Source organism: Mesorhizobium subarcticum (genome assembly GCF_055456085.1).
In genome coordinates this window covers 5,013,544-5,030,284 of sequence record NZ_CM144237.1, presented here as the reverse complement: position 1 = coordinate 5,030,284, position 16,741 = coordinate 5,013,544, and the positions used below count along the sequence as shown (strand labels likewise).

The following is a 16,741-nucleotide window of genomic DNA, read 5'->3' as shown; positions in this document are numbered from 1 at the left end:
GGTTTACCCCGTGTCGCACCCAAGGCGACCAAGACACGGAGTAATTCAATGTACAGGAAAATTCTCGCAGCATCCGTCCTGACGATCGGTCTCGCCACATCGGCGATGGCGCAATCGTCCGACGGCGCATACTCAAACCATCACAACTGGTGGCCGTTCGGCAACGAAAAGTCATCAAGCGTGGATCAGAACACGACTGGAAGCATCAACGGCGACCGGTCCGGGCTGGACACTCTTGGCAGTTCGGGCGCCGTCGGCCCTTGTGCCTACAGCACGGCTGGTCCTGACGCGAATGCTCAGGGAAACGTGAACGACCAGTATTGCGGTAAATAATCGGCCGCGAGGGCTCGCAACTGGCCACGAGACGTCCCTCTCTCCGGGCGTCCGTGGCCTGCGGCCTTTGGCGATAAAATTCAGTCGGAAACCTCGGTCTGCGGCCGGTCGCGGCCATCGGCCAGTTCCTCGTGCCATTTGCCGTCGGCATCCTCATACTGGATGCCGTCCGTCGCGCCCGCCACCTGTTGTTCGGCCGAAGCAATTTCGGCGGCGCGCAGCGCATCCTGATGGCTGGGAAATGTCTCTGAAAATGTCGAGCCGACCTTGTAGGCCCAGCCGCCGTCATGTTCGACGATCTTGTAAGTCAGCTTCGCCATGAAATCCTCCGGTTGAAAGGTCCGCCTGCTAATGCAAGCGGTCGTCGGGCAGCCTGTCGTCGGGCACCAGCACTTCCGATTCCCTGGCGGCCTCGATCAGTGCCCGGCGTGCATCCGCCGTCGAACGATAACCTTCCAGCACTTTGAGGCAAGTGTCGAGGGCATCACGATGACGCGGACCGCGATTGAGCGGCCACACCGTCATCAGACACTCCGCCGCCTCCTGGGTGCTGCGAATATGGCGATACTTGCCGACATGGCCGAGTTCGACCACGACGGGCGTTTCAAAGGGTTTGTTGTCCATCATCATGGCCGCAACGCAAAACAGCCAATTTGGTTGCAAAAGTGGCTGTCAGCCTGCGCCCAAAAGTCGCGTCGCGTTTACGACGCGCTCTCAGGTCTTTGTTTGATGTCCCAAAACCGGATCCATTTTGGGCGACATGCACGGGCGTCTCAGTAGCCGCAATCGTTGCGCAGCCACCGCGCGTTTGCCCAGCCGGTCGTGCCGCCGATCTCGACCTGGTACCAATTGCCGCGCCGGTCGAAGATTTCGGTGTGGTCGCCGTTGAACAACTGGCCGATCATCCGCGACGACGAGTTCGGCCGCGTCCGCACGGCGAGAAAGCCGCTGCCGGTTGCCAGATTGTAGCGCCCGGACAGGCCGTGCACCGTACCTTCGCAATATTGCGCGACGCTCGGCGTCGATGCACCGAGCCAGAACCCGGCCACAGCCACAAGCGCTGCTGCCGGCAAGAATGCCCTGAACGACATGATTTCCTCCCAAGCCCGGCCGCGCCCGCCGCAGCCTCACCCAACGTAACAGGTTGCGGCCAGAATTGAAGCGGGCTGTTGGGCAACGGGCTGGGCCGGATCGCGTCGGATCAGGAGGTCTCGGGTATTTAGAATATGGCCCGATCAGCCGGCGGCCTTCATCCAGTGTTCCATGGTCGTGACCGAGCGGGCGAGTTGTGGCGCCGGATGGATCTTTTCACTGAATGTCGCGGCCGCACGCCACCCCCAGCGCGGGTCGGCGAGGAAGGCGCGCGCCAGCGCCACCATGTCGGCGCGGCCTTCCGCGATAACAGCCTCGGCCTGCCGGGGATCGTCGATCAGGCCGACCGCGCGGGTCGGGATGCCGGCGCCCTTGCGCACGGCTTCCGCCAGGTGCACCTGATAGCCGGGGCCGGTGGGCAATTTCTGCAAGGGCGAGTTGCCGCCGCTGGAGCAGCAGAGATAGGCGACGCCTTCGGCCTTCAGTGCTTTCGCCACCTCGATCGCGTCCTCGACGTCGAAGCCGCCATCGACCCAATCCTTTACGGATAGCCGCGCACCAAGCATCAGCTTTGGTGCTGCCTTCTTCACCGCCCTGGCGATCTCGACGACAAGACGCATCCGGTATTCCAGCGAGCCGCCCCAGCGGTCGGTGCGCTGGTTGGACAGCGGCGAGAGGAACTGGAAGATCAGATAGCCGTGTGCTGCGTGCAGCTCGATGAAGTCGAAGCCGGCGCGTTCGGCCCGCCTTGCGGCCTCGGCGAACCGCTCGATGAGCTGCAGGATCTCCTCGTCCTCCAGCGCGTGTGGCACGTTCCAGCCGGTGTCATAGGCGATGGCCGAGGCCGAGACGGTTTGCCAGGGGTCCTCGCCTGGCCGCAGCGGCCCGCCGCCTTCCCACGGCTTGCGGTTCGAGGCCTTGCGGCCGGCATGCGCCAGCTGCGTACCGAATTTCGTACCCGGCGCGGCGACGCGCCGTGCGGCATCCAGGGTGCGGCGCGCCGCGGCTTCGTTGTCGTCGGAGTAAAGCCCCAGGCAGCCATGCGTGATGCGCCCGCGCCGCTCGACATCGGTCATCTCCACCGTGACCATGCCGGCGCCGGACATCGCCAGGTTCATCCAGTGGTACAGGTGCCAGTCGCTGGCCGAGCCGTCCTCGGCGGAATACTGGCACATCGGTGCCACGGCGATCCGATTGGTAAAGGTGAGCCCGTCGAGCGTGATCGGCTGGAAAAGCGATGCTGTCATGAAAAGGGGCTCCGGAAGGGGTAGACCGCTGTCTATGCAATGGATCGAGAGCGCGCCAGACACGAGACGGTGAAACGCGTTTTTGAACCATTCGCCTGCATTGCGCAAATACCTGTTGGCGGCTACGCCTCGACCAATAGCATGGAGACCATGATGGAAGATCGCATTCGCATCCGTTCGGAAGAGGTTCTGTCCGACGACTGGGCTGTTCTGAAGAAGACCGTCCTCGACTATCGCCGGCGTGACGGCCAGTGGGAGACGCAGATCCGCCAGACCTATGATCGCGGCGACGGCGCGGTGATTCTGCCCTATGATCCCCAGCGTTCGACCGTGCTCCTGGTCCGCCAGTTCCGCTATCCCGCCTATGTCACCGGCCACCGCGAGCCGCTGATCGAGGCCTGTGCCGGGCTGTTGGACGAGAATGATCCCGAGACCGCCATCCGCAAGGAAGCCGAGGAAGAACTCGGCTACCGGTTGGACAAGATCGAGCGGCTGTTTTCGCCTTACATGAGCCCGGGCAGCGTCACCGAGCGGCTCTGGTTCTTCGTTGCCCGCTACTCGCCGGCCGACCGCATCTCAGCCGGCGGCGGCGCGCCGGAGGAGGGCGAGGACATCGAGGTCCTGGAAATGCCGCTCGACGAAGCGCTGGCCGGCATCGCCGACGGCCGCATCATAGACGCCAAGACGATTATCCTGATCCAGCATTTGAAATTGTACCCGATGAAGGATTGAGCCAAGCCATTGGAGACGGTTGGCCGGGTGCGGAAGCGGAATCTCCGGTCCGTGCGAACAGATGAGTTCGCCGGTCCTCCTTCGCCAAGGCTTCGGAGGACACTCCTTCGTCTAACGAGCTCCAGGTGGCCTGCCACCCGAAGCTCGAAGAGCGAAGGGTGGTGCGGACGACGGGAATCGAACCCGTACGATCAGAGATCGAGGGATTTTAAGTCCCTTGCGTCTACCAATTCCGCCACGTCCGCAGGCCAGCCCTTTTCAGATGCCAGACACAAGCCGTCAAGTCGTGTTCTTGGGCCCGCCTGAACGCCCAGCCCAGAGGAGGGGGCTTGGGGATACTGGTGCGATCACGGAATTATCCACAGCGCTGGCACGGGTAAATATCGGCGCGGCGGATTTGATCCGCCAGGCCGGCGCCATCAGGCCCAACCCATTCCCCCGCCCCCTGCGGGCGTCGGCCGCCCCTCAATTTCCCGCCACGGCTGTCGCACGCCCAACCGGAGTCGGCAAGCCGAGGGTGGCTGGCATTGCCGGCGTGACCGTGCAAGATGGTCGTCTCCGCAGGGAAAATCCTGATGAACAGCCTAGCTCGTCTCATCGCTGGAGTGGCCATCGTGCTCGCCTGCGGCTTCGCCATGGCCGAACCACTGAAGCTCGCCATTGCCAAGGCCGCGGTCGTATCCGATGCAACGTCGGGACAACTGGTGCTTAACCTCAAGATGACACCGGACAGCGCAAAGGCTTTCGCCGACTTCACCAAGGCGAATGTCGGGAAGGTGATCGATCTCAGCGTCGACGGTGCCGTGGTGGCGTCGCCGCGCCTGGTCGAACCCATCCTCGGCGGCGAGGTGATGCTCAACGGCACCTTCGCCGTAGGCGAGCTCCAGCGCCTCGCGGAACGGATTTCGGCCGGGGGTGCGAAGGTCACCGTCGAGGTCAAGGCGGAACAGCCTTCGTGAGGCTTGGGTAGGCCTACCCTACGTTTGGCGCTGGCCAAAACCAGGCAGGCTTGGCACAGTCGCGCAAACAGGAGTCTCTTGATGGCAAAGAAGCCGGCGGCGCATGCGACGAAACCCAAGCCCTGGACCGAGATGGCGACGCATCTGGTCGACGTCGCCATGGGCCGCAAGCCCGCCGATCTTGTCATCCGCAACGGCCGCTGGGTGAACGTTCACTCAGGCGAGATCATCGCCGGCACCGATGTCGCCATATCAGGCGGCCGCTTTGCCTATTGCGGACCGAATGCCAGCCACGCGATCGGCCAGGGCACCAAGGTGGTCGATGCCGGCGGGCGTTATCTGGTGCCCGGCCTCTGCGATGCGCATATGCATGTCGAGAGCGGCATGGTGACGGTGACCGAATTCTGCCGCGCGGTCATCCCGCATGGCACCACGTCGATGTTCATCGATCCGCATGAGATCGCCAACGTGCTCGGACTGCCGGGCGTTCGCCTGATGCATGACGAGGCGGTGGCCATGCCCATCAACGTGCATGTGCAGATGCCATCTTGCGTGCCTTCGGCACCTGGGCTTGAACATGCCGGCGCCGAGCTGACGGTCGCCGACGTTGCCGAGGCGATGACCTGGGAAAACATCATCGGGCTCGGCGAAGTGATGAATTTCCCCGGTGTCATCGCCAACGATCCCGTCATGTCGGGCGAGATCGCCGCGACGGTGAAGGCAGGCAAGACCGTTGGCGGGCACTATGCCTCGCGCGATCTCGGCCTGCCGTTCCACGGCTATGTCGCCGGCGGACCCGAGGACGACCATGAAGGCACGCGCGCCGAGGATGCGATTGCCCGCGTGCGCCAGGGCATGAAGGCAATGCTGCGGCTGGGCTCCGCCTGGTATGACGTCGCCTCGCAGATCAAGGCTGTGACCGAAGGCGGCATCGATCCGCGCAACTTCATCCTGTGCACGGACGACAGCCATTCCGGCACGCTTGTCCATGAAGGCCACATGGACCGGGTGGTGCGTCACGCCATCAGCCAGGGGCTGAAGCCGGTGACGGCGATCCAGATGGCGACGATCAACACCGCCCAGCATTTCAGGCTGGAACGCGAGATCGGTTCGATCGCACCGGGACGATTGGGCGACCTGCTGATCGTCTCCGATCTCGCCGCAATGACCATCGATGAGGTCTATGCGCGCGGCGTCAGGCTGGCCAAGGGCGGCAAGCTCGACATCGACATTCCGGCCTATGACTATCCGGACACAGCGAAGAACACTGTCAAGTTGGGCAAGAAGCTAAAGGCCGGCGATTTCGACATCACGGCCCCCAAGGGCGCCAACGAAGTGCGGGTGCGGGTGATCGGCGTCATCGAGAACCAGGCACCGACGCGGGCGCTGGAGGCGGATCTTGCCGTCGAGGACGGGCTGGTCGCCATGGACCGCCGCAACGATGTCTGCCAGATCGCGCTGGTCGAGCGCCACAGGGGCACCGGTGGCGTCACCAACGCCTTCGTCTCCGGCTTCGGCTATATGGGCGATTGCGCCATGGCCTCGAGCGTGGCGCATGACGCCCACCACATCATCTGCGTTGGCACCAACAAGCAGGACATGGCGCTGGCGGTCAACCGGCTGGGCGAAGTCGGCGGCGGCGTCGTGCTGTTTTCCAAGGGCAAGGAATTGGCGCTGGTCGAAATGCCTATCGCCGGCCTGATGTCGGACGAGCGCGCCGAGATCGTCGCCGCCAAGGCCGAAAAGCTGACCGAGGCGATGCGCAAGATGGGCTGCTCCCTCAACAACGCCTACATGCAGCACTCGCTGCTGGCACTGGTGGTTATTCCTGAGCTCAGGATTTCCGATGTCGGCCTGATCGACGTGACGACCTTCCAGAAGGTCGACCTGTTCGTTTAGGGTGTGTCGATATCCTGACGAGGCCGGCCTGACCCGTATCTCGGCATATCCGGGCTGGTCATTGGTTGACGCTACTGCCCGCCGGTGACGATGGTCAGCACCTTGAACGGCGTGGTGATGACGACTTCGGCCACTGAGCCGACGGCCTTGCCGAGGCCCTGGCCGAGATTGTTGAGCTGTGCCGGATCGGGTTCGTCCGAGGCCAGGCCAGCCGGCGTGCGCAGACGGTTGCCGAGCAACTGCACCAGGATCGGATTGTCGGCGAATTTCGCGTGGTTGAGGCCACCGTCGCCGCCCTTGATCTTGGACAGGTCGACCACGGAGACGCCATAGCTGGCGAGATCGGCGGCATTGCCGTAGTCGCCGACACGGGGTTTGTCACCCGAGATGATGGATGACAGCTTGAGCGCCCGGTCATCGTTTGAAAGCAGCACGGCAAACGGCTTGTTAGGCTTGCCGTAACGCATCATCTGCTTCTTGAACACGTCGACATCGATGTCGGGCGAAGCCAGGACGACATAGCCGAGCTTGCCGCCGAGATCGCGATCGCCGGTGATGGCGAGTTGGCGCAGCGCCTCCATCGTCAGCCAGGTTCCCATCGAATGAGCGATGATGTCGATGCTCTTGACCCGGGTCTTGGCGAGCATCCTGAGCGTCGCCTCGAGATCGTCACGCGCGGCGTTGGCACTGTCCTTGTCGTAGATGTAGCCTGTCGTCTTGGCGCTCGACGCCCAGGAAAACAGCACCGGCGTGCCCGGATATTTCGTGTCGTGGGCAATCTGCGTCAGCCGGTAGATGCCGTCGTCGAAGCCATTGTTGAAGCCATGCACAAAAACCAGCGCGCGGTCGCCGCGCATGGCGATGTCGGCGCCGACCGCCTTGGCGAATTGCGGCGCGCCTTCGTAGTAGGTGACGTCCTTGGCGGTGAAATCCTTGGCCGGATTGCTGTTGGCGGATCCCTTGGCGCGCTCGATGGCGCCGACCTGATGGCTCTTTGGAACCGTGACATCGACCCGCGCAAAGCTGGTGGTCAGCGAACGATCGCCGTCGAACACTTGGCGTGGGTCCTTGGTCGCTTTCTGCCGGGTCGTGGCGACGAAAATCTCATGCGTGGCCGCGATGTCGGATGCGGGCACCGTGATTGTCGTCTTGTTGAGCAGATCGTGCGTATTTCCGGCGCAGCCAGCGACCAGCACAGCGAAGCTTATGGCGACGACACTCTTGAAACGCACGCTCACGCGCCGGCTCCCGCAAAGGGCAACGTCAAAAACAGGACGTCGCTTGGTATTCCGATAGAGCCAGAGCCGGGCGCGGTCCAGTTCAAAGTGGACCGGGGCGTCCGCAAGGGTGAATGGGCAACGCGACTGTCACCAAACCGCATCTACTGCCCGAGTTGGCTGATGCGGTCGGTCACATCTCGGTCGCTGGCAAAGCCGTCATCCTCGCGCAGCCGCTGGCCGATCATCTTCACCAGGGCCGGATTGTCGGCGAATTTCGTATGGTTGAAGCTGTCGCTGCCTTTGACCTTGGAGAGATCGACGACCGTCACGCCGTAGGAAGCAAGATCGGCGGCATCCTTGTAGTCGCCAACGCGTGGCCGCGAACCGGCGATCAGGCCGGAGAGCCTGAGCGCGCGGTCGTCGTCAGACAACAGCAGAATGAACGGCTTGTCGGGCTTGCCATAGCGGCGCATCTGGCTCTTGAACACGTCGACATCGATGTCGGGCGAGGCCAGAACCACGTCGCCGAGCTTGCCGCCGAGGTCGCGGTCGCCGCTGATGGCCATTTGGCGCAGCGTTTCCATCGTCACCCAGGTTCCCATCGAATGGGCGACAATGTCGATGCGTCGCGCGCCGGACTGCTCCAGCATCCGCAGCGTCACTTCGAGCTGGTCGCGCGCGGCACTGGCACTTTCCTTGTCATAGACATAGTCGGTGGTCCTGGCGCCCGAGGCCCAGGAGAACAGCACCGGCGTGCCCGGGTAGCCGGAATCATGGACGAGCTGGGTCAGGCGGTAGACGGCATCGTCGAAGCCGGTGTTGTAGCCATGCACGAAGACCATGACGCGGCCACCGCGCGCCGCGATGTCGGCGTTAAGCGCGCTGGAGAATTTCGGCTGCGTGTCGTAGCCGACGACCTCGGAAGCCATGAAATATTTGGCCGGATCATTCGACTTGCCCCGCGAGCGCCGCTCGATCTGGCCGGCCTGATGGACACCGGGAACGGTGACGTTGACGCGGGCATAGTTCAGCGTGGCCGAGCGCTCGCCGTCGAAAACCTTGTTGGGATCGTCGGATTTCTTGCGCGTCGTGGCGATGAAGATCGAATGGTTGCCGGCGATTTCCGTCACCGGCGCGGACATGACAGCGCTGCCAAGCAGTTCCTGGGTTTGCGTACCGGCGCAGCCGGCAACGAGCAAGGCAAGGACAAGAGCAAAAATCTTCTTCAAAGGCACTTCAGAAATTCCAACTCCGGCCAAAAGGCCCATCCACTCCCGCGATACCTCCCGGACAGGGAGAGTGCGGCGGAACTAAGTCGTGTCCAGCCGAAATGTGGTCAGCGGCTGGTTACAGCCATCGCACTGTTGCGCGAAAGCCAAAATGGCGGGAGAAACGCCGGAATGTTGGAGAAGGGCAGCACCTCCGGCTTGAGGCGGATGCCGAGCACATCCGCCATGAAGGCACGGCGCGCTTCAATGCGGCTCCAGGCCTCCGGATAGCGTTCCGCGATCTCCTCGCGCAGCACCTCGTCGGCGAGTGCGATGCCATCCTCGATGTTGGTGGTGAAATAGTCGCTGCCGGTCGCCGGGATGATGTCGACCTGCAACGCCATGCCGGATCTCAGTCTGATATCGGAGCCGGAAAACACCGGCGAATGCATCCACTCGTCGATATGGACGAGATGGCCGGGATTGAGGGAAACGCCAAAGAACGGGTCGCCGATGCGATCATGCACCGCCTTCCACAAAGCGCCGCCGGTCGTGCCGATGCCGATCGCCTCATACCAGTCGACGACGGCCGCGAAATAGGGTGCGACCAGCTTTTCGACGTAATTGCCGATGGCAGGAGGCAGTTCGGAGGCGTCTTCGGTCAGGAAGCCCGCGCGGGCGTTGAGCGCGCCCTGGATGCCGTAGGCCATGGTGATCGGGTCGCCACGCTTGATAACATCGAGGCGCGGGCTTGGCAGACCATAGACGGCACGCTTTCCCGCCGACAGCATCGGGTGACAACCATGCGGCAGGCCATTCATGCCCATCAGCCGCGCCGCCTGCAGTTCGGTCATCCCGGGCTCGATGCCTCCGAGGACATTGCGCAGCCCTTGCGAGGTGAAGGTCGCGGCGAACTCGAAGGCAGCCAGTTGGTCCGCCTCGTTGATCGCGCGCAGGCCGTCGGTAGGGTTCATCAGCAGATTGGCGGCATTCACGACCGCGCCCTTGTCGCCAACAAGCGTGCGCAGCGTATCGGCAATGAAGGAAGGCAGGTCGAGCGTCGTCTCATCGAAGCCGGCGTCGCCGGCGCCAAAAGGCTTCCAGCCGATGGCGCCGATCCTGTGGCCGTGCTTCAGGCCGCAGGCTGCAAGAATGTCGGGCAGCGCGTCCGAGCGGTCGCGCGGCTGCGCCGGCAATGAGAAGGTCTGGTAGAGCACGCGCTCGTAGGGCCCATCGCAGAGTTCGGCATAGCCCCAGCCCTCATTGCCGACGAGAAGTCTTGGCTGCCGGCCCGGAACGATGACCAGCAATGTCTCCTCGAAGCGCGGATCGTAGCCTGAGAGATAGGCGACATTGGCCGTGTGCTCGCGGTCGCCATAGATGGCGAAACCATCGAAGCCGGCCTTGGCGCCACGCGCGATCAGCGCCTCGATGCGCGCCTCATGGGTATTTCGGGCAACCAGCGGCATCACCGTCGGCTCGCCGAATTCCGGCAGCGCCATGGATTTCAGGCCGACCGATGCGACAGGCATGAACAAACGCCCCCAAGTGCTTGCAAGGATTCTGCGAATGCCCTTTGCGGGAGGGCATGGACGGCCGGACAATGGCGTTGCGGGGCCGGATATGCAATAGGCAGGATCGGCTGCGCGAGGTCAGGATGCAACAACAGCCTCTCCGTGCGTCAGGTTGATGACAGGGGTCCGCACATACATGCGGCACAAGGTGACTTCCGATGACCAATTTTTCCTCTCGCGTCGCTACCGCTGCCGCCGCGATCCGCCAGATCTTTCCGGAAACGCCGCTGCAGGAAAACGACTATCTGTCGAAGAAGACCGGCGCGCGGGTGCTTTTGAAACGCGAGGACCTGTCGCCGGTGCGGTCCTACAAGATCCGCGGCGCCTTCAATTTCTTCCGCAAGGCGCTTGCGGCCGGCAACCAGGCTGAACTGTTCGTCTGCGCCTCGGCCGGCAACCATGCGCAGGGTTTTGCCTTCGTCTGCCGCCATTTCGGCAAGAGGGGCGTGGTGTTCATGCCGGTGACGACGCCGCAGCAGAAGATCGACAAGACCAGGCTGTTTGGCGGCGAGTTCGTCGAGATCAGGCTGGTCGGCGACTTTTTCGACGACTGTTATCGCGCCGCCTTCGAATTCACCGAAAGCTCCGGTGCCCACATGGTGCCGCCCTTCGACCACAAGGACATTATCGAGGGGCAGGCGACAGTCGCCTATGAGATCGCGGACCAGATGCCTGGCGCGCGCATGCCCGACATCGTCATGCTGCCGGTTGGTGGCGGCGGGCTCGCCGCCGGCGTCACCCATTATTTCGCCGATCAGGGCCGGGATGCGCGTTTCGTCTTCTGCGAGCCGGCCGGGGCGCCCAGCCTGCATGACAGCCTTGCGGCGGGAAAACGGCTGAAGCTCGCCAAGGTCGACAACTTCGTCGATGGCGCGGCGGTCGCCGAGATCGGCCGCGAGCCCTTGCGATACCTCAAGGAATTCGCCGCCGACACGGTGCGGCTGATCCCGGAAAACCGGCTCTGCGCGACGATGATCGAGATGCTCAACGTAGAAGGCGTCGTGCTCGAGCCGGCCGGCGCGTTGGCCATCGACGCGCTGAAGGATTTTTCCAGGAAGGAGATCCGCGGCAAGACCATTGTCGCCGTGGTTTCAGGCGGCAATTTCGATTTCGAGCGGCTGCCGGATGTCAAGGAACGGGCGCTGCGCTTCGAGGGCCTGAAGAAATACTTCATCATCCGCTTTCCGCAGCGGCCCGGCGCCCTGCGCGATTTCCTCGAAATGCTCGGACCGGACGACGACATCGCCCGCTTCGAATATCTGAAGAAGTCGGCGCGCAATTTCGGCTCGGTGCTGATCGGCATCGAAACCAAGGACCGCCGCAATTTCGATTTGCTCAGGGCGAATTTCGAGGCCGAGGGTGTGCAGTATCAGGATATCACCGACAATGAGACATTGGCCGGGTTCATCATATGAGCGGGAAAGTGTTCATCGCCCTGTTCTCCGGCATCAATGTCGGCGGCAACCGCATCGTCAAGATGGCGGAGCTGCGCTCGTTCTTCGAGGATCTCGGCCTTTCCGATGTCGCCACCTATGTGCAGAGCGGCAATGTCGTGTTCAGGGTCGGCAAGGGCGATGCTGCCGCGCTGACCAAACAGATCGAAGCGGCCTTCGAGAAGAAATGGGGTTTTCATTCGCGCATCATGGTGCGCGACCTCTCTCGGTTCGAACGGCTGGTGCGCGAAAATCCCTATCCGGAAGCGGCCGCTGACCACACCAAGCTCCATGCCTATGCGCTGGAGCGCGAGCCGACCACCGATGAGGTGGCGCGGCTGACTGAGAAGTGCACCGGCCCCGAGCGCTTCGAGGTCAAGGGTGACGTGCTCTATCTCAGCGCGCCGGACGGGCTCGGCAAATCCGTGTTCGCCAACCTCATTCCGCGCGTCCTCAAGGTGCCAGGCACCGCGCGCAACTGGCGCTCGGTGCTGGCGTTGCTGGAGATGGCCAGTCAGTCCGATCAGAAATAGGCCGATTACGCCGCTGGCTTCCAGTCGAAGGTCAGTTCCTCGCGGAAAGCAAAGCGTTTGATGTGGTCGGCGACAACGCTTTCCAGCCGCTCGATCGAGCCGGCTTCGTCGGTCGAAACCGTGATATGCAGTGTGCTCGCATCGGCATCCATGACCGTGCGGCCAAGCGAGAGATCGATCGTGCCATGGGTGGGATCGAATTCGACCGGAAATTTGTGCGCCCAATGCTTGCACAGCTGCTGCAGGTAGCGGCTGGCATGTTCAGTGGCGACATCGGCACGGCTGGTCGGCATGAATGAATTCTCCTGGACGGGGCGCTGGCTTTGCCTGGCTGGCGCGTCAGGCAGGTAGATAGGTGCGGTCGCCCAAAACGGCAAAGGCGGCCGGCCTGTCCCGCGGCCGCCTTGCTCAAGATGGCGTGATCGCTACCAGGTGCCGGTGTTGGGCATCGACGCCCAGGGCTCGGCCTTGGGCTTGGCCGGCCCCTTCTGCAGCAGCTCGAACGAGATGCCGTCCGGCGACTTGACGAAGGCCATATTGCCGTCGCGCGGCGGCCGGTTGATGACGACGCCCTTGTCCATCAGATGCTGGCAGGTGGCGTAGATGTCGTCGACCTCATAGGCGAGGTGGCCGAAATTGCGGCCGCCCTTGTAGTCTTCCGGGTCCCAATTGTAGGTCAGTTCGATCAGCGGTGCCTTGTCGGCAATGCCGCTTTGCTCGTCTTCAGAAGCCGCGAGGAAGATCAGCGTGAAGCGGCCCTGTTCGTTTTCATAGCGGCGGACCTCCTTCAGCCCGAGCTTGTTGCAGTAGAAATCAAGCGAGGCATCGACATCGGCGACGCGGACCATGGTGTGCAGATAGCGCATGTGATTTTCCTGAGGTCGTTGGGCTGCGGCGCAACATAGGGTCGGCCCGCTCAAAGGGCAATCTCCGGCGGCAGGCGACGCCGGCAAAGAACAAATCCGGTATTCCCGTAATGAACCGTGAAAAAAGGCAGGGAAGGTCTTGCACACACCGGAAGCCGCAGTGTTAATCTGGTGTCAAGAATCAGTTGCGGTGTTCTTGAAAAAAGGGGGCATTCTTATGGGGGAAAAGGCCTCTTTGACGGGGCGGGCCGGAACCCTCGGCGACGCCTTGACGCGCGACGAAGGCGACGATGCCGACCTTGCAGAAATTGCCGGCGCCATCAAGTGGTTCGATGTAGCCAAGGGCTACGGGTTCATCCTTCCCGATGATGGTATCTCGGGCGATATCCTCCTCCATGTGACATGTCTTCGGCGGGACGGCTTCCAGACAGCCCTGGAAGGCGCGCGCGTGGTCTGTCTTGTCAAGCAGGGCGATCGCGGGCTGCAGGCCTTCCGTGTGCTTTCGATGGACATCACCACCGCCGTCCACCCCGCGGAAATGCAGGAACAACGCACCCACGTCGCGGTGACGCCGGAAAGCGGGCTCGAACGCGCTTTGGTCAAGTGGTTCAACCGCACCAAGGGCTTCGGCTTCCTGACGCGCGGCGAGGGCACCGAGGACATTTTCGTCCATATGGAGACCTTGCGCCGCTACGGCATCACCGAGCTTCGACCGGGGCAGGTTGTGCTTGTTCGGTTCGGGCGCGGTGACAAAGGCCTTATGGCCGCCGAAATTCACCCCGATATGGGCACCTTGCCGGTCTCGCATTAGGGCGACTCCGACCGAGGATTTTGCATGGCTCACAGGAACTGGCTGACGGCGGGCGCGATGTGCGCCGTTGCTGCCGTCATTATCGCCACAGGCGCTTTTTTCTATTTCCAGGTACCCAGCGCGGCCGATGACCGGGCGATGATTCTGCCGTCGACCCCGCACCGCTGGTCGCGGTGACGAAAAACGGTGAACGCTCCTTCTCGATCGAAGTCGCGGATACCGAAAACGAGCGTGAGGCCGGCCTGATGTATCGCGAGGACATGGCGGCCAATCATGGCATGCTGTTCGTCTTCGAGGAGACACGCGACGTCAATTTCTGGATGAAGAACACGCCGATGCCGCTGGATTTGATCTTCGTCGGCCAGGACGGCAGGATCCGGGCGATCAAGAAAGGCGAGCCGCAATCCGAGGCAATCATCTCACCCGGGGAGCCGGTTCGCTTCGTGCTCGAGCTGAAGGCCGGCACGGCTGCCAAAGATGGTATCGCCGACGGCGATCTGTTGCGCCATCCGGCAATCGGCACGGCGTCGGGCCCCGGCATGCCGCCGGCAGACAAGGGTGATTCCCCCAACGTCAAATCGAACTGATCGCAAGGATCGCCTTCTGATGCAGTTCTTTTCCCATGATGGCTTCGATCTCGCCTTCCTCGACCGCCAGCCGGCATCGGGCGTAGGCGATCCTGTGCTCATGATCCACGGCTTCGCCTCGAGCCACTACGTCAACTGGGTATCGCCCGGCTGGTTCAAGACGCTCAACGATGCCGGCTATCGCGCCATCGCCTTCGACAATCGCGGCCATGGCTCGTCGTCGAAGAGCTACGACGAGGCCGATTACACACCCGCGAAAATGGCTTCGGACGCCGCCGCCTTGCTCGACCATCTCGGCATCGAGCGCGCGCATGTCATGGGCTATTCCATGGGCGCGCGCATCGCGGCGTTCCTGGCATTGTCCGATCCCGACAAGGTGGCGACGTTGGTCTTTGGCGGCCTCGGCATCGGCATGATCGACGGTGTCGGCGATTGGGATCCGATCGCGGCGGCCCTCCTTGCCGACGATCCGACCACGACGACCCATCCGCGCGGGCGCTCTTTTCGCGCCTTTGCCGATCAGACCCGCAGTGATCGCCTGGCACTTGCCGCCTGCATTGCAAAATCGCGGGAGTTGCTTGATGAGGACGACATCGCTCGCATCGCTCAACCGACGCTCGTCGCCGTCGGCACGACGGACGATATCGGCGGCTCGCCCGACGAGCTTGCCGCCTTGATGCCCAACGCCAGGGCTTTTCACATCGAGGGCAGGGACCATATGCTGGCGGTCGGCGACAAGACCTTCAAGCAGCGCGTGCTGGAGTTTTATGCTGAATATCCGCTTGAGCGGTGATTTTATGGTGAATATCCGCTTTGAGCGGTGAGCCGGGGGGCAACAGTGGTGCAATGGGGAAGAGGCACGGCCGCCATGCCGGGCGCGCTGGCGCAAGGCAAGTTCGGTAAACGTTCGGTCATCCTGGCGTTGTCGGCGTTCGCGGCGGGGGCGCTTGCGATAACCATCATGGTGGCGATGCCGCGCGACACATCGCAGCTCATCCAGAACATCGCCACGGGCTTCTTCATGGTGGTGTTCCTGCTCGCCGCTCCGCTGGCGCATATCACCGGCGTGGTCTTCGGCATCATGGCGCTGGTGCGTTCGAACGAAAGTCGTTCGCTTGGCCTTCTCGGGATAATCCTCAATGGCCTGTCGGTGATGGCAGGGCTTGGTATTCTCGCGGCAATGGCGTCGACGATAGGCGCCTTTACCTGATCTTGCGCGCCCTCGCTGCTTGAACCGACTTCGCCAGCACGCACAGCAATTCGAACATCATCGTCGCGCCCGCCAACGACGTGATGCCGGCGAGATCGAACGGCGGCGCCACTTCCACGACATCGGCGCCGACAATGTTCAATCCGTCGAGCAGGCGGACCATTTCCTGCACCTCGCGTGTGGTGAAGCCGCCGAGCTCGGGCGTGCCGGTTCCCGGCGCCATCGACGGGTCGATGCAGTCGATGTCGAAGGTCACATAGGTCGGACCGGTTCCGGCAATAGTGCGCGCTTCCTCCATGACGCTGGCGGCACCACGCCTGACGAACTCCTCCATGTAGATGATGCGAATGCCCTGGCTGACCGCCCAGTCATGCTCACCGGGCTCGTAGATCGAGCCGCGAATGCCGATCTGCACGACCCGCCTGGGGTCGAGCAGGCCCTCTTCGATGGCGCGGCGGAAGGGTGTGCCGTGGGTGTAGGGATTGTCGCCGAAATAGCGGTCGTTGGTGTCGGAATGCGCATCGAAGTGGATCATGCCGACTGGTCTGTGCTTGGCGACAGCGCGCAGCACCGGCAGCGTCGTCAGATGATCGCCGCCGGCGGCCAGCGGAATGGCGCCTGCCGCCACGATTGCAGCAATGCCGTCCTCGATGCGTTTCAATCCGTCCATGAGGTTGATCGGATTGACCGAGAGATCGCCGACATCGGCGACATTGGCGATGCTGAACGGCTCGATGCCCGAGACGTGGTGGACACGCCGCATCAGGCTCGACTGGTTGCGGATCTCACGCGGGCCGTGGCGCGCGCCGGCACGGTTGGTGGTGCCGCCGTCCCAGGGTATGCCGACCAGCGCGATATCCAGCCCCTCGGCGCTCGCCACCGCCGGCAGCCGCATGAAGGTCGAGAGCCCAGCAAAGCGGGGAACGACCGAAGCGTCGACAGGTTGGAAGAAATTGCTGCTCATGATGTCGGCACCTCGGGAGAATACACGTTGTACGATTTCAGCGATCCGCGTCTCGCAGTCATCGGCCAGCCAA

At 62.9% G+C, this 16,741-nt stretch carries 19 protein-coding genes, 1 tRNA gene and 1 pseudogene; 10 read left to right on the top strand and 11 right to left on the bottom strand.

Going from position 1 to position 16,741, the window contains the following annotated elements; translation table 11 throughout:
* Positions 1-48: 48 nt before the first annotated feature.
* Positions 49-333 carry a hypothetical protein gene (locus ACZYHG_RS24525; RefSeq protein ID WP_464610730.1) on the top strand — a complete coding sequence of 95 codons (285 nt, stop codon included), beginning with the start codon at positions 49-51 and terminating at the stop codon, positions 331-333.
* An 80-nt stretch (positions 334-413) separates the two neighbouring features.
* Here the strand turns inward: ACZYHG_RS24525 and ACZYHG_RS24520 are convergent, their stop codons facing one another.
* The 4 genes from ACZYHG_RS24520 to ACZYHG_RS24505 all read right to left on the bottom strand — a co-directional run bounded on the left by ACZYHG_RS24520 (position 414) and on the right by ACZYHG_RS24505 (position 2,672).
* Positions 414-653 (bottom strand): DUF2188 domain-containing protein, encoded by a 240-nt coding sequence (locus ACZYHG_RS24520; RefSeq protein ID WP_464610729.1) that lies wholly within the window; start codon positions 651-653, stop codon positions 414-416.
* Positions 654-681: 28 nt separating this feature from the next.
* On the bottom strand, positions 682-960 hold the full coding sequence (locus ACZYHG_RS24515) for a DUF982 domain-containing protein (RefSeq protein ID WP_033838251.1): 279 nt from the start codon (positions 958-960) through the stop codon (positions 682-684).
* A gap of 146 nt (positions 961-1,106) precedes the next feature.
* Positions 1,107-1,424 (bottom strand): SH3 domain-containing protein, encoded by a 318-nt coding sequence (locus ACZYHG_RS24510; protein WP_464610728.1) that lies wholly within the window; start codon positions 1,422-1,424, stop codon positions 1,107-1,109.
* Positions 1,425-1,568: 144 nt separating this feature from the next.
* Positions 1,569-2,672 carry an NADH:flavin oxidoreductase/NADH oxidase gene (locus ACZYHG_RS24505; RefSeq protein ID WP_464610727.1) on the bottom strand — a complete coding sequence of 368 codons (1,104 nt, stop codon included), beginning with the start codon at positions 2,670-2,672 and terminating at the stop codon, positions 1,569-1,571.
* Between the two features lie 153 nt (positions 2,673-2,825).
* Here ACZYHG_RS24505 and ACZYHG_RS24500 point away from each other — a divergent pair, with 153 nt between their 5' ends.
* A complete protein-coding gene (locus tag ACZYHG_RS24500; RefSeq protein ID WP_464610726.1) occupies positions 2,826-3,404 on the top strand; it encodes an NUDIX domain-containing protein in 579 nt (192 codons plus the stop codon).
* Between the two features lie 159 nt (positions 3,405-3,563).
* On the opposite strand, the gene ACZYHG_RS24495 is transcribed toward ACZYHG_RS24500, so the two are convergent.
* Positions 3,564-3,649 (bottom strand) — tRNA-Leu (locus ACZYHG_RS24495).
* Positions 3,650-3,979: 330 nt separating this feature from the next.
* Here ACZYHG_RS24495 and ACZYHG_RS24490 point away from each other — a divergent pair.
* Both ACZYHG_RS24490 and ade read left to right on the top strand, forming a co-directional pair.
* On the top strand, positions 3,980-4,363 hold the full coding sequence (locus ACZYHG_RS24490; RefSeq protein WP_464610725.1) for a SecDF P1 head subdomain-containing protein: 384 nt from the start codon (positions 3,980-3,982) through the stop codon (positions 4,361-4,363).
* An 81-nt stretch (positions 4,364-4,444) separates the two neighbouring features.
* Positions 4,445-6,262: an adenine deaminase gene (gene ade, locus ACZYHG_RS24485; RefSeq protein ID WP_464610724.1), complete on the top strand. Its 1,818-nt coding sequence runs from the start codon at positions 4,445-4,447 to the stop codon at positions 6,260-6,262.
* Positions 6,263-6,333: 71 nt separating this feature from the next.
* Here the strand turns inward: ade and ACZYHG_RS24480 are convergent, their stop codons facing one another.
* From ACZYHG_RS24480 to ACZYHG_RS24470, 3 genes are all read right to left on the bottom strand, one after another.
* Positions 6,334-7,500 carry an alpha/beta hydrolase gene (locus tag ACZYHG_RS24480; RefSeq protein WP_464610723.1) on the bottom strand — a complete coding sequence of 389 codons (1,167 nt, stop codon included), beginning with the start codon at positions 7,498-7,500 and terminating at the stop codon, positions 6,334-6,336.
* Positions 7,501-7,643: 143 nt separating this feature from the next.
* A complete protein-coding gene (locus tag ACZYHG_RS24475) occupies positions 7,644-8,750 on the bottom strand; it encodes an alpha/beta hydrolase (RefSeq protein ID WP_464610722.1) in 1,107 nt (368 codons plus the stop codon).
* Positions 8,751-8,818: 68 nt separating this feature from the next.
* Positions 8,819-10,222 (bottom strand): aminopeptidase P family N-terminal domain-containing protein, encoded by a 1,404-nt coding sequence (locus tag ACZYHG_RS24470; RefSeq protein WP_464610721.1) that lies wholly within the window; start codon positions 10,220-10,222, stop codon positions 8,819-8,821.
* A 200-nt stretch (positions 10,223-10,422) separates the two neighbouring features.
* Between ACZYHG_RS24470 and ilvA the strand changes: the two genes are divergently transcribed.
* On the top strand, positions 10,423-11,679 hold the full coding sequence (ilvA, locus tag ACZYHG_RS24465) for a threonine ammonia-lyase IlvA (RefSeq protein WP_464610720.1): 1,257 nt from the start codon (positions 10,423-10,425) through the stop codon (positions 11,677-11,679).
* Positions 11,676-12,230 carry a DUF1697 domain-containing protein gene (locus ACZYHG_RS24460; RefSeq protein ID WP_464610719.1) on the top strand — a complete coding sequence of 185 codons (555 nt, stop codon included), beginning with the start codon at positions 11,676-11,678 and terminating at the stop codon, positions 12,228-12,230. The genes ilvA and ACZYHG_RS24460 overlap by 4 nt, the downstream gene beginning before the upstream one ends.
* A 5-nt stretch (positions 12,231-12,235) precedes the next feature.
* Here ACZYHG_RS24460 and ACZYHG_RS24455 read toward each other — a convergent pair whose 3' ends face one another.
* Entirely contained in the window at positions 12,236-12,523 is a 288-nt protein-coding gene (locus ACZYHG_RS24455; RefSeq protein ID WP_464610718.1) for a DUF2218 domain-containing protein, read from the bottom strand.
* A gap of 132 nt (positions 12,524-12,655) precedes the next feature.
* Positions 12,656-13,096 (bottom strand): VOC family protein, encoded by a 441-nt coding sequence (locus ACZYHG_RS24450; RefSeq protein ID WP_027057106.1) that lies wholly within the window; start codon positions 13,094-13,096, stop codon positions 12,656-12,658.
* Positions 13,097-13,313: 217 nt separating this feature from the next.
* Between ACZYHG_RS24450 and ACZYHG_RS24445 the strand changes: the two genes are divergently transcribed.
* The 4 genes and pseudogenes from ACZYHG_RS24445 (at position 13,314) to ACZYHG_RS24430 (ending at position 15,704) form a co-directional block, all read left to right on the top strand.
* Positions 13,314-13,907 carry a cold-shock protein gene (locus ACZYHG_RS24445; protein WP_464614778.1) on the top strand — a complete coding sequence of 198 codons (594 nt, stop codon included), beginning with the start codon at positions 13,314-13,316 and terminating at the stop codon, positions 13,905-13,907.
* 24 nt (positions 13,908-13,931) lie between these two features.
* Positions 13,932-14,494 (top strand): annotated as a pseudogene (locus ACZYHG_RS24440) (DUF192 domain-containing protein).
* Positions 14,495-14,513: 19 nt separating this feature from the next.
* Positions 14,514-15,287: an alpha/beta fold hydrolase gene (locus ACZYHG_RS24435; RefSeq protein WP_464610717.1), complete on the top strand. Its 774-nt coding sequence runs from the start codon at positions 14,514-14,516 to the stop codon at positions 15,285-15,287.
* A 48-nt stretch (positions 15,288-15,335) separates the two neighbouring features.
* Positions 15,336-15,704, top strand: coding sequence for a hypothetical protein (locus ACZYHG_RS24430; protein WP_464610716.1), 369 nt, complete (start codon positions 15,336-15,338; stop codon positions 15,702-15,704).
* Here ACZYHG_RS24430 and speB read toward each other — a convergent pair.
* Positions 15,697-16,668, bottom strand: a complete 972-nt coding sequence (speB, locus tag ACZYHG_RS24425; RefSeq protein WP_464610715.1) for an agmatinase — start codon at positions 16,666-16,668, stop codon at positions 15,697-15,699. The genes ACZYHG_RS24430 and speB overlap by 8 nt on opposite strands.
* Between the last annotated feature and the right edge of the window lie 73 nt (positions 16,669-16,741).

Excerpts from the sequence above, each read along its gene's own strand:
- ACZYHG_RS24525 (WP_464610730.1), top strand. The coding sequence starts at position 49 with ATGTACAGGAAAATTCTCGCAGCATCCGTCCTGACGATCGGTCTCGCC.
- ACZYHG_RS24520 (WP_464610729.1), bottom strand. The coding sequence starts at position 653 with ATGGCGAAGCTGACTTACAAGATCGTCGAACATGACGGCGGCTGGGCC.
- ACZYHG_RS24515 (WP_033838251.1), bottom strand. The coding sequence starts at position 960 with ATGATGGACAACAAACCCTTTGAAACGCCCGTCGTGGTCGAACTCGGC.
- ACZYHG_RS24510 (WP_464610728.1), bottom strand. The coding sequence starts at position 1,424 with ATGTCGTTCAGGGCATTCTTGCCGGCAGCAGCGCTTGTGGCTGTGGCC.
- ACZYHG_RS24505 (WP_464610727.1), bottom strand. The coding sequence starts at position 2,672 with ATGACAGCATCGCTTTTCCAGCCGATCACGCTCGACGGGCTCACCTTT.
- ACZYHG_RS24500 (WP_464610726.1), top strand. The coding sequence starts at position 2,826 with ATGGAAGATCGCATTCGCATCCGTTCGGAAGAGGTTCTGTCCGACGAC.
- ACZYHG_RS24490 (WP_464610725.1), top strand. The coding sequence starts at position 3,980 with ATGAACAGCCTAGCTCGTCTCATCGCTGGAGTGGCCATCGTGCTCGCC.
- ade (WP_464610724.1), top strand. The coding sequence starts at position 4,445 with ATGGCAAAGAAGCCGGCGGCGCATGCGACGAAACCCAAGCCCTGGACC.
- ACZYHG_RS24475 (WP_464610722.1), bottom strand. The coding sequence starts at position 8,750 with ATGGGCCTTTTGGCCGGAGTTGGAATTTCTGAAGTGCCTTTGAAGAAG.
- ACZYHG_RS24470 (WP_464610721.1), bottom strand. The coding sequence starts at position 10,222 with ATGCCTGTCGCATCGGTCGGCCTGAAATCCATGGCGCTGCCGGAATTC.
- ilvA (WP_464610720.1), top strand. The coding sequence starts at position 10,423 with ATGACCAATTTTTCCTCTCGCGTCGCTACCGCTGCCGCCGCGATCCGC.
- ACZYHG_RS24460 (WP_464610719.1), top strand. The coding sequence starts at position 11,676 with ATGAGCGGGAAAGTGTTCATCGCCCTGTTCTCCGGCATCAATGTCGGC.
- ACZYHG_RS24455 (WP_464610718.1), bottom strand. The coding sequence starts at position 12,523 with ATGCCGACCAGCCGTGCCGATGTCGCCACTGAACATGCCAGCCGCTAC.
- ACZYHG_RS24450 (WP_027057106.1), bottom strand. The coding sequence starts at position 13,096 with ATGCGCTATCTGCACACCATGGTCCGCGTCGCCGATGTCGATGCCTCG.
- ACZYHG_RS24445 (WP_464614778.1), top strand. The coding sequence starts at position 13,314 with ATGGGGGAAAAGGCCTCTTTGACGGGGCGGGCCGGAACCCTCGGCGAC.
- ACZYHG_RS24435 (WP_464610717.1), top strand. The coding sequence starts at position 14,514 with ATGCAGTTCTTTTCCCATGATGGCTTCGATCTCGCCTTCCTCGACCGC.
- speB (WP_464610715.1), bottom strand. The coding sequence starts at position 16,668 with ATGAGCAGCAATTTCTTCCAACCTGTCGACGCTTCGGTCGTTCCCCGC.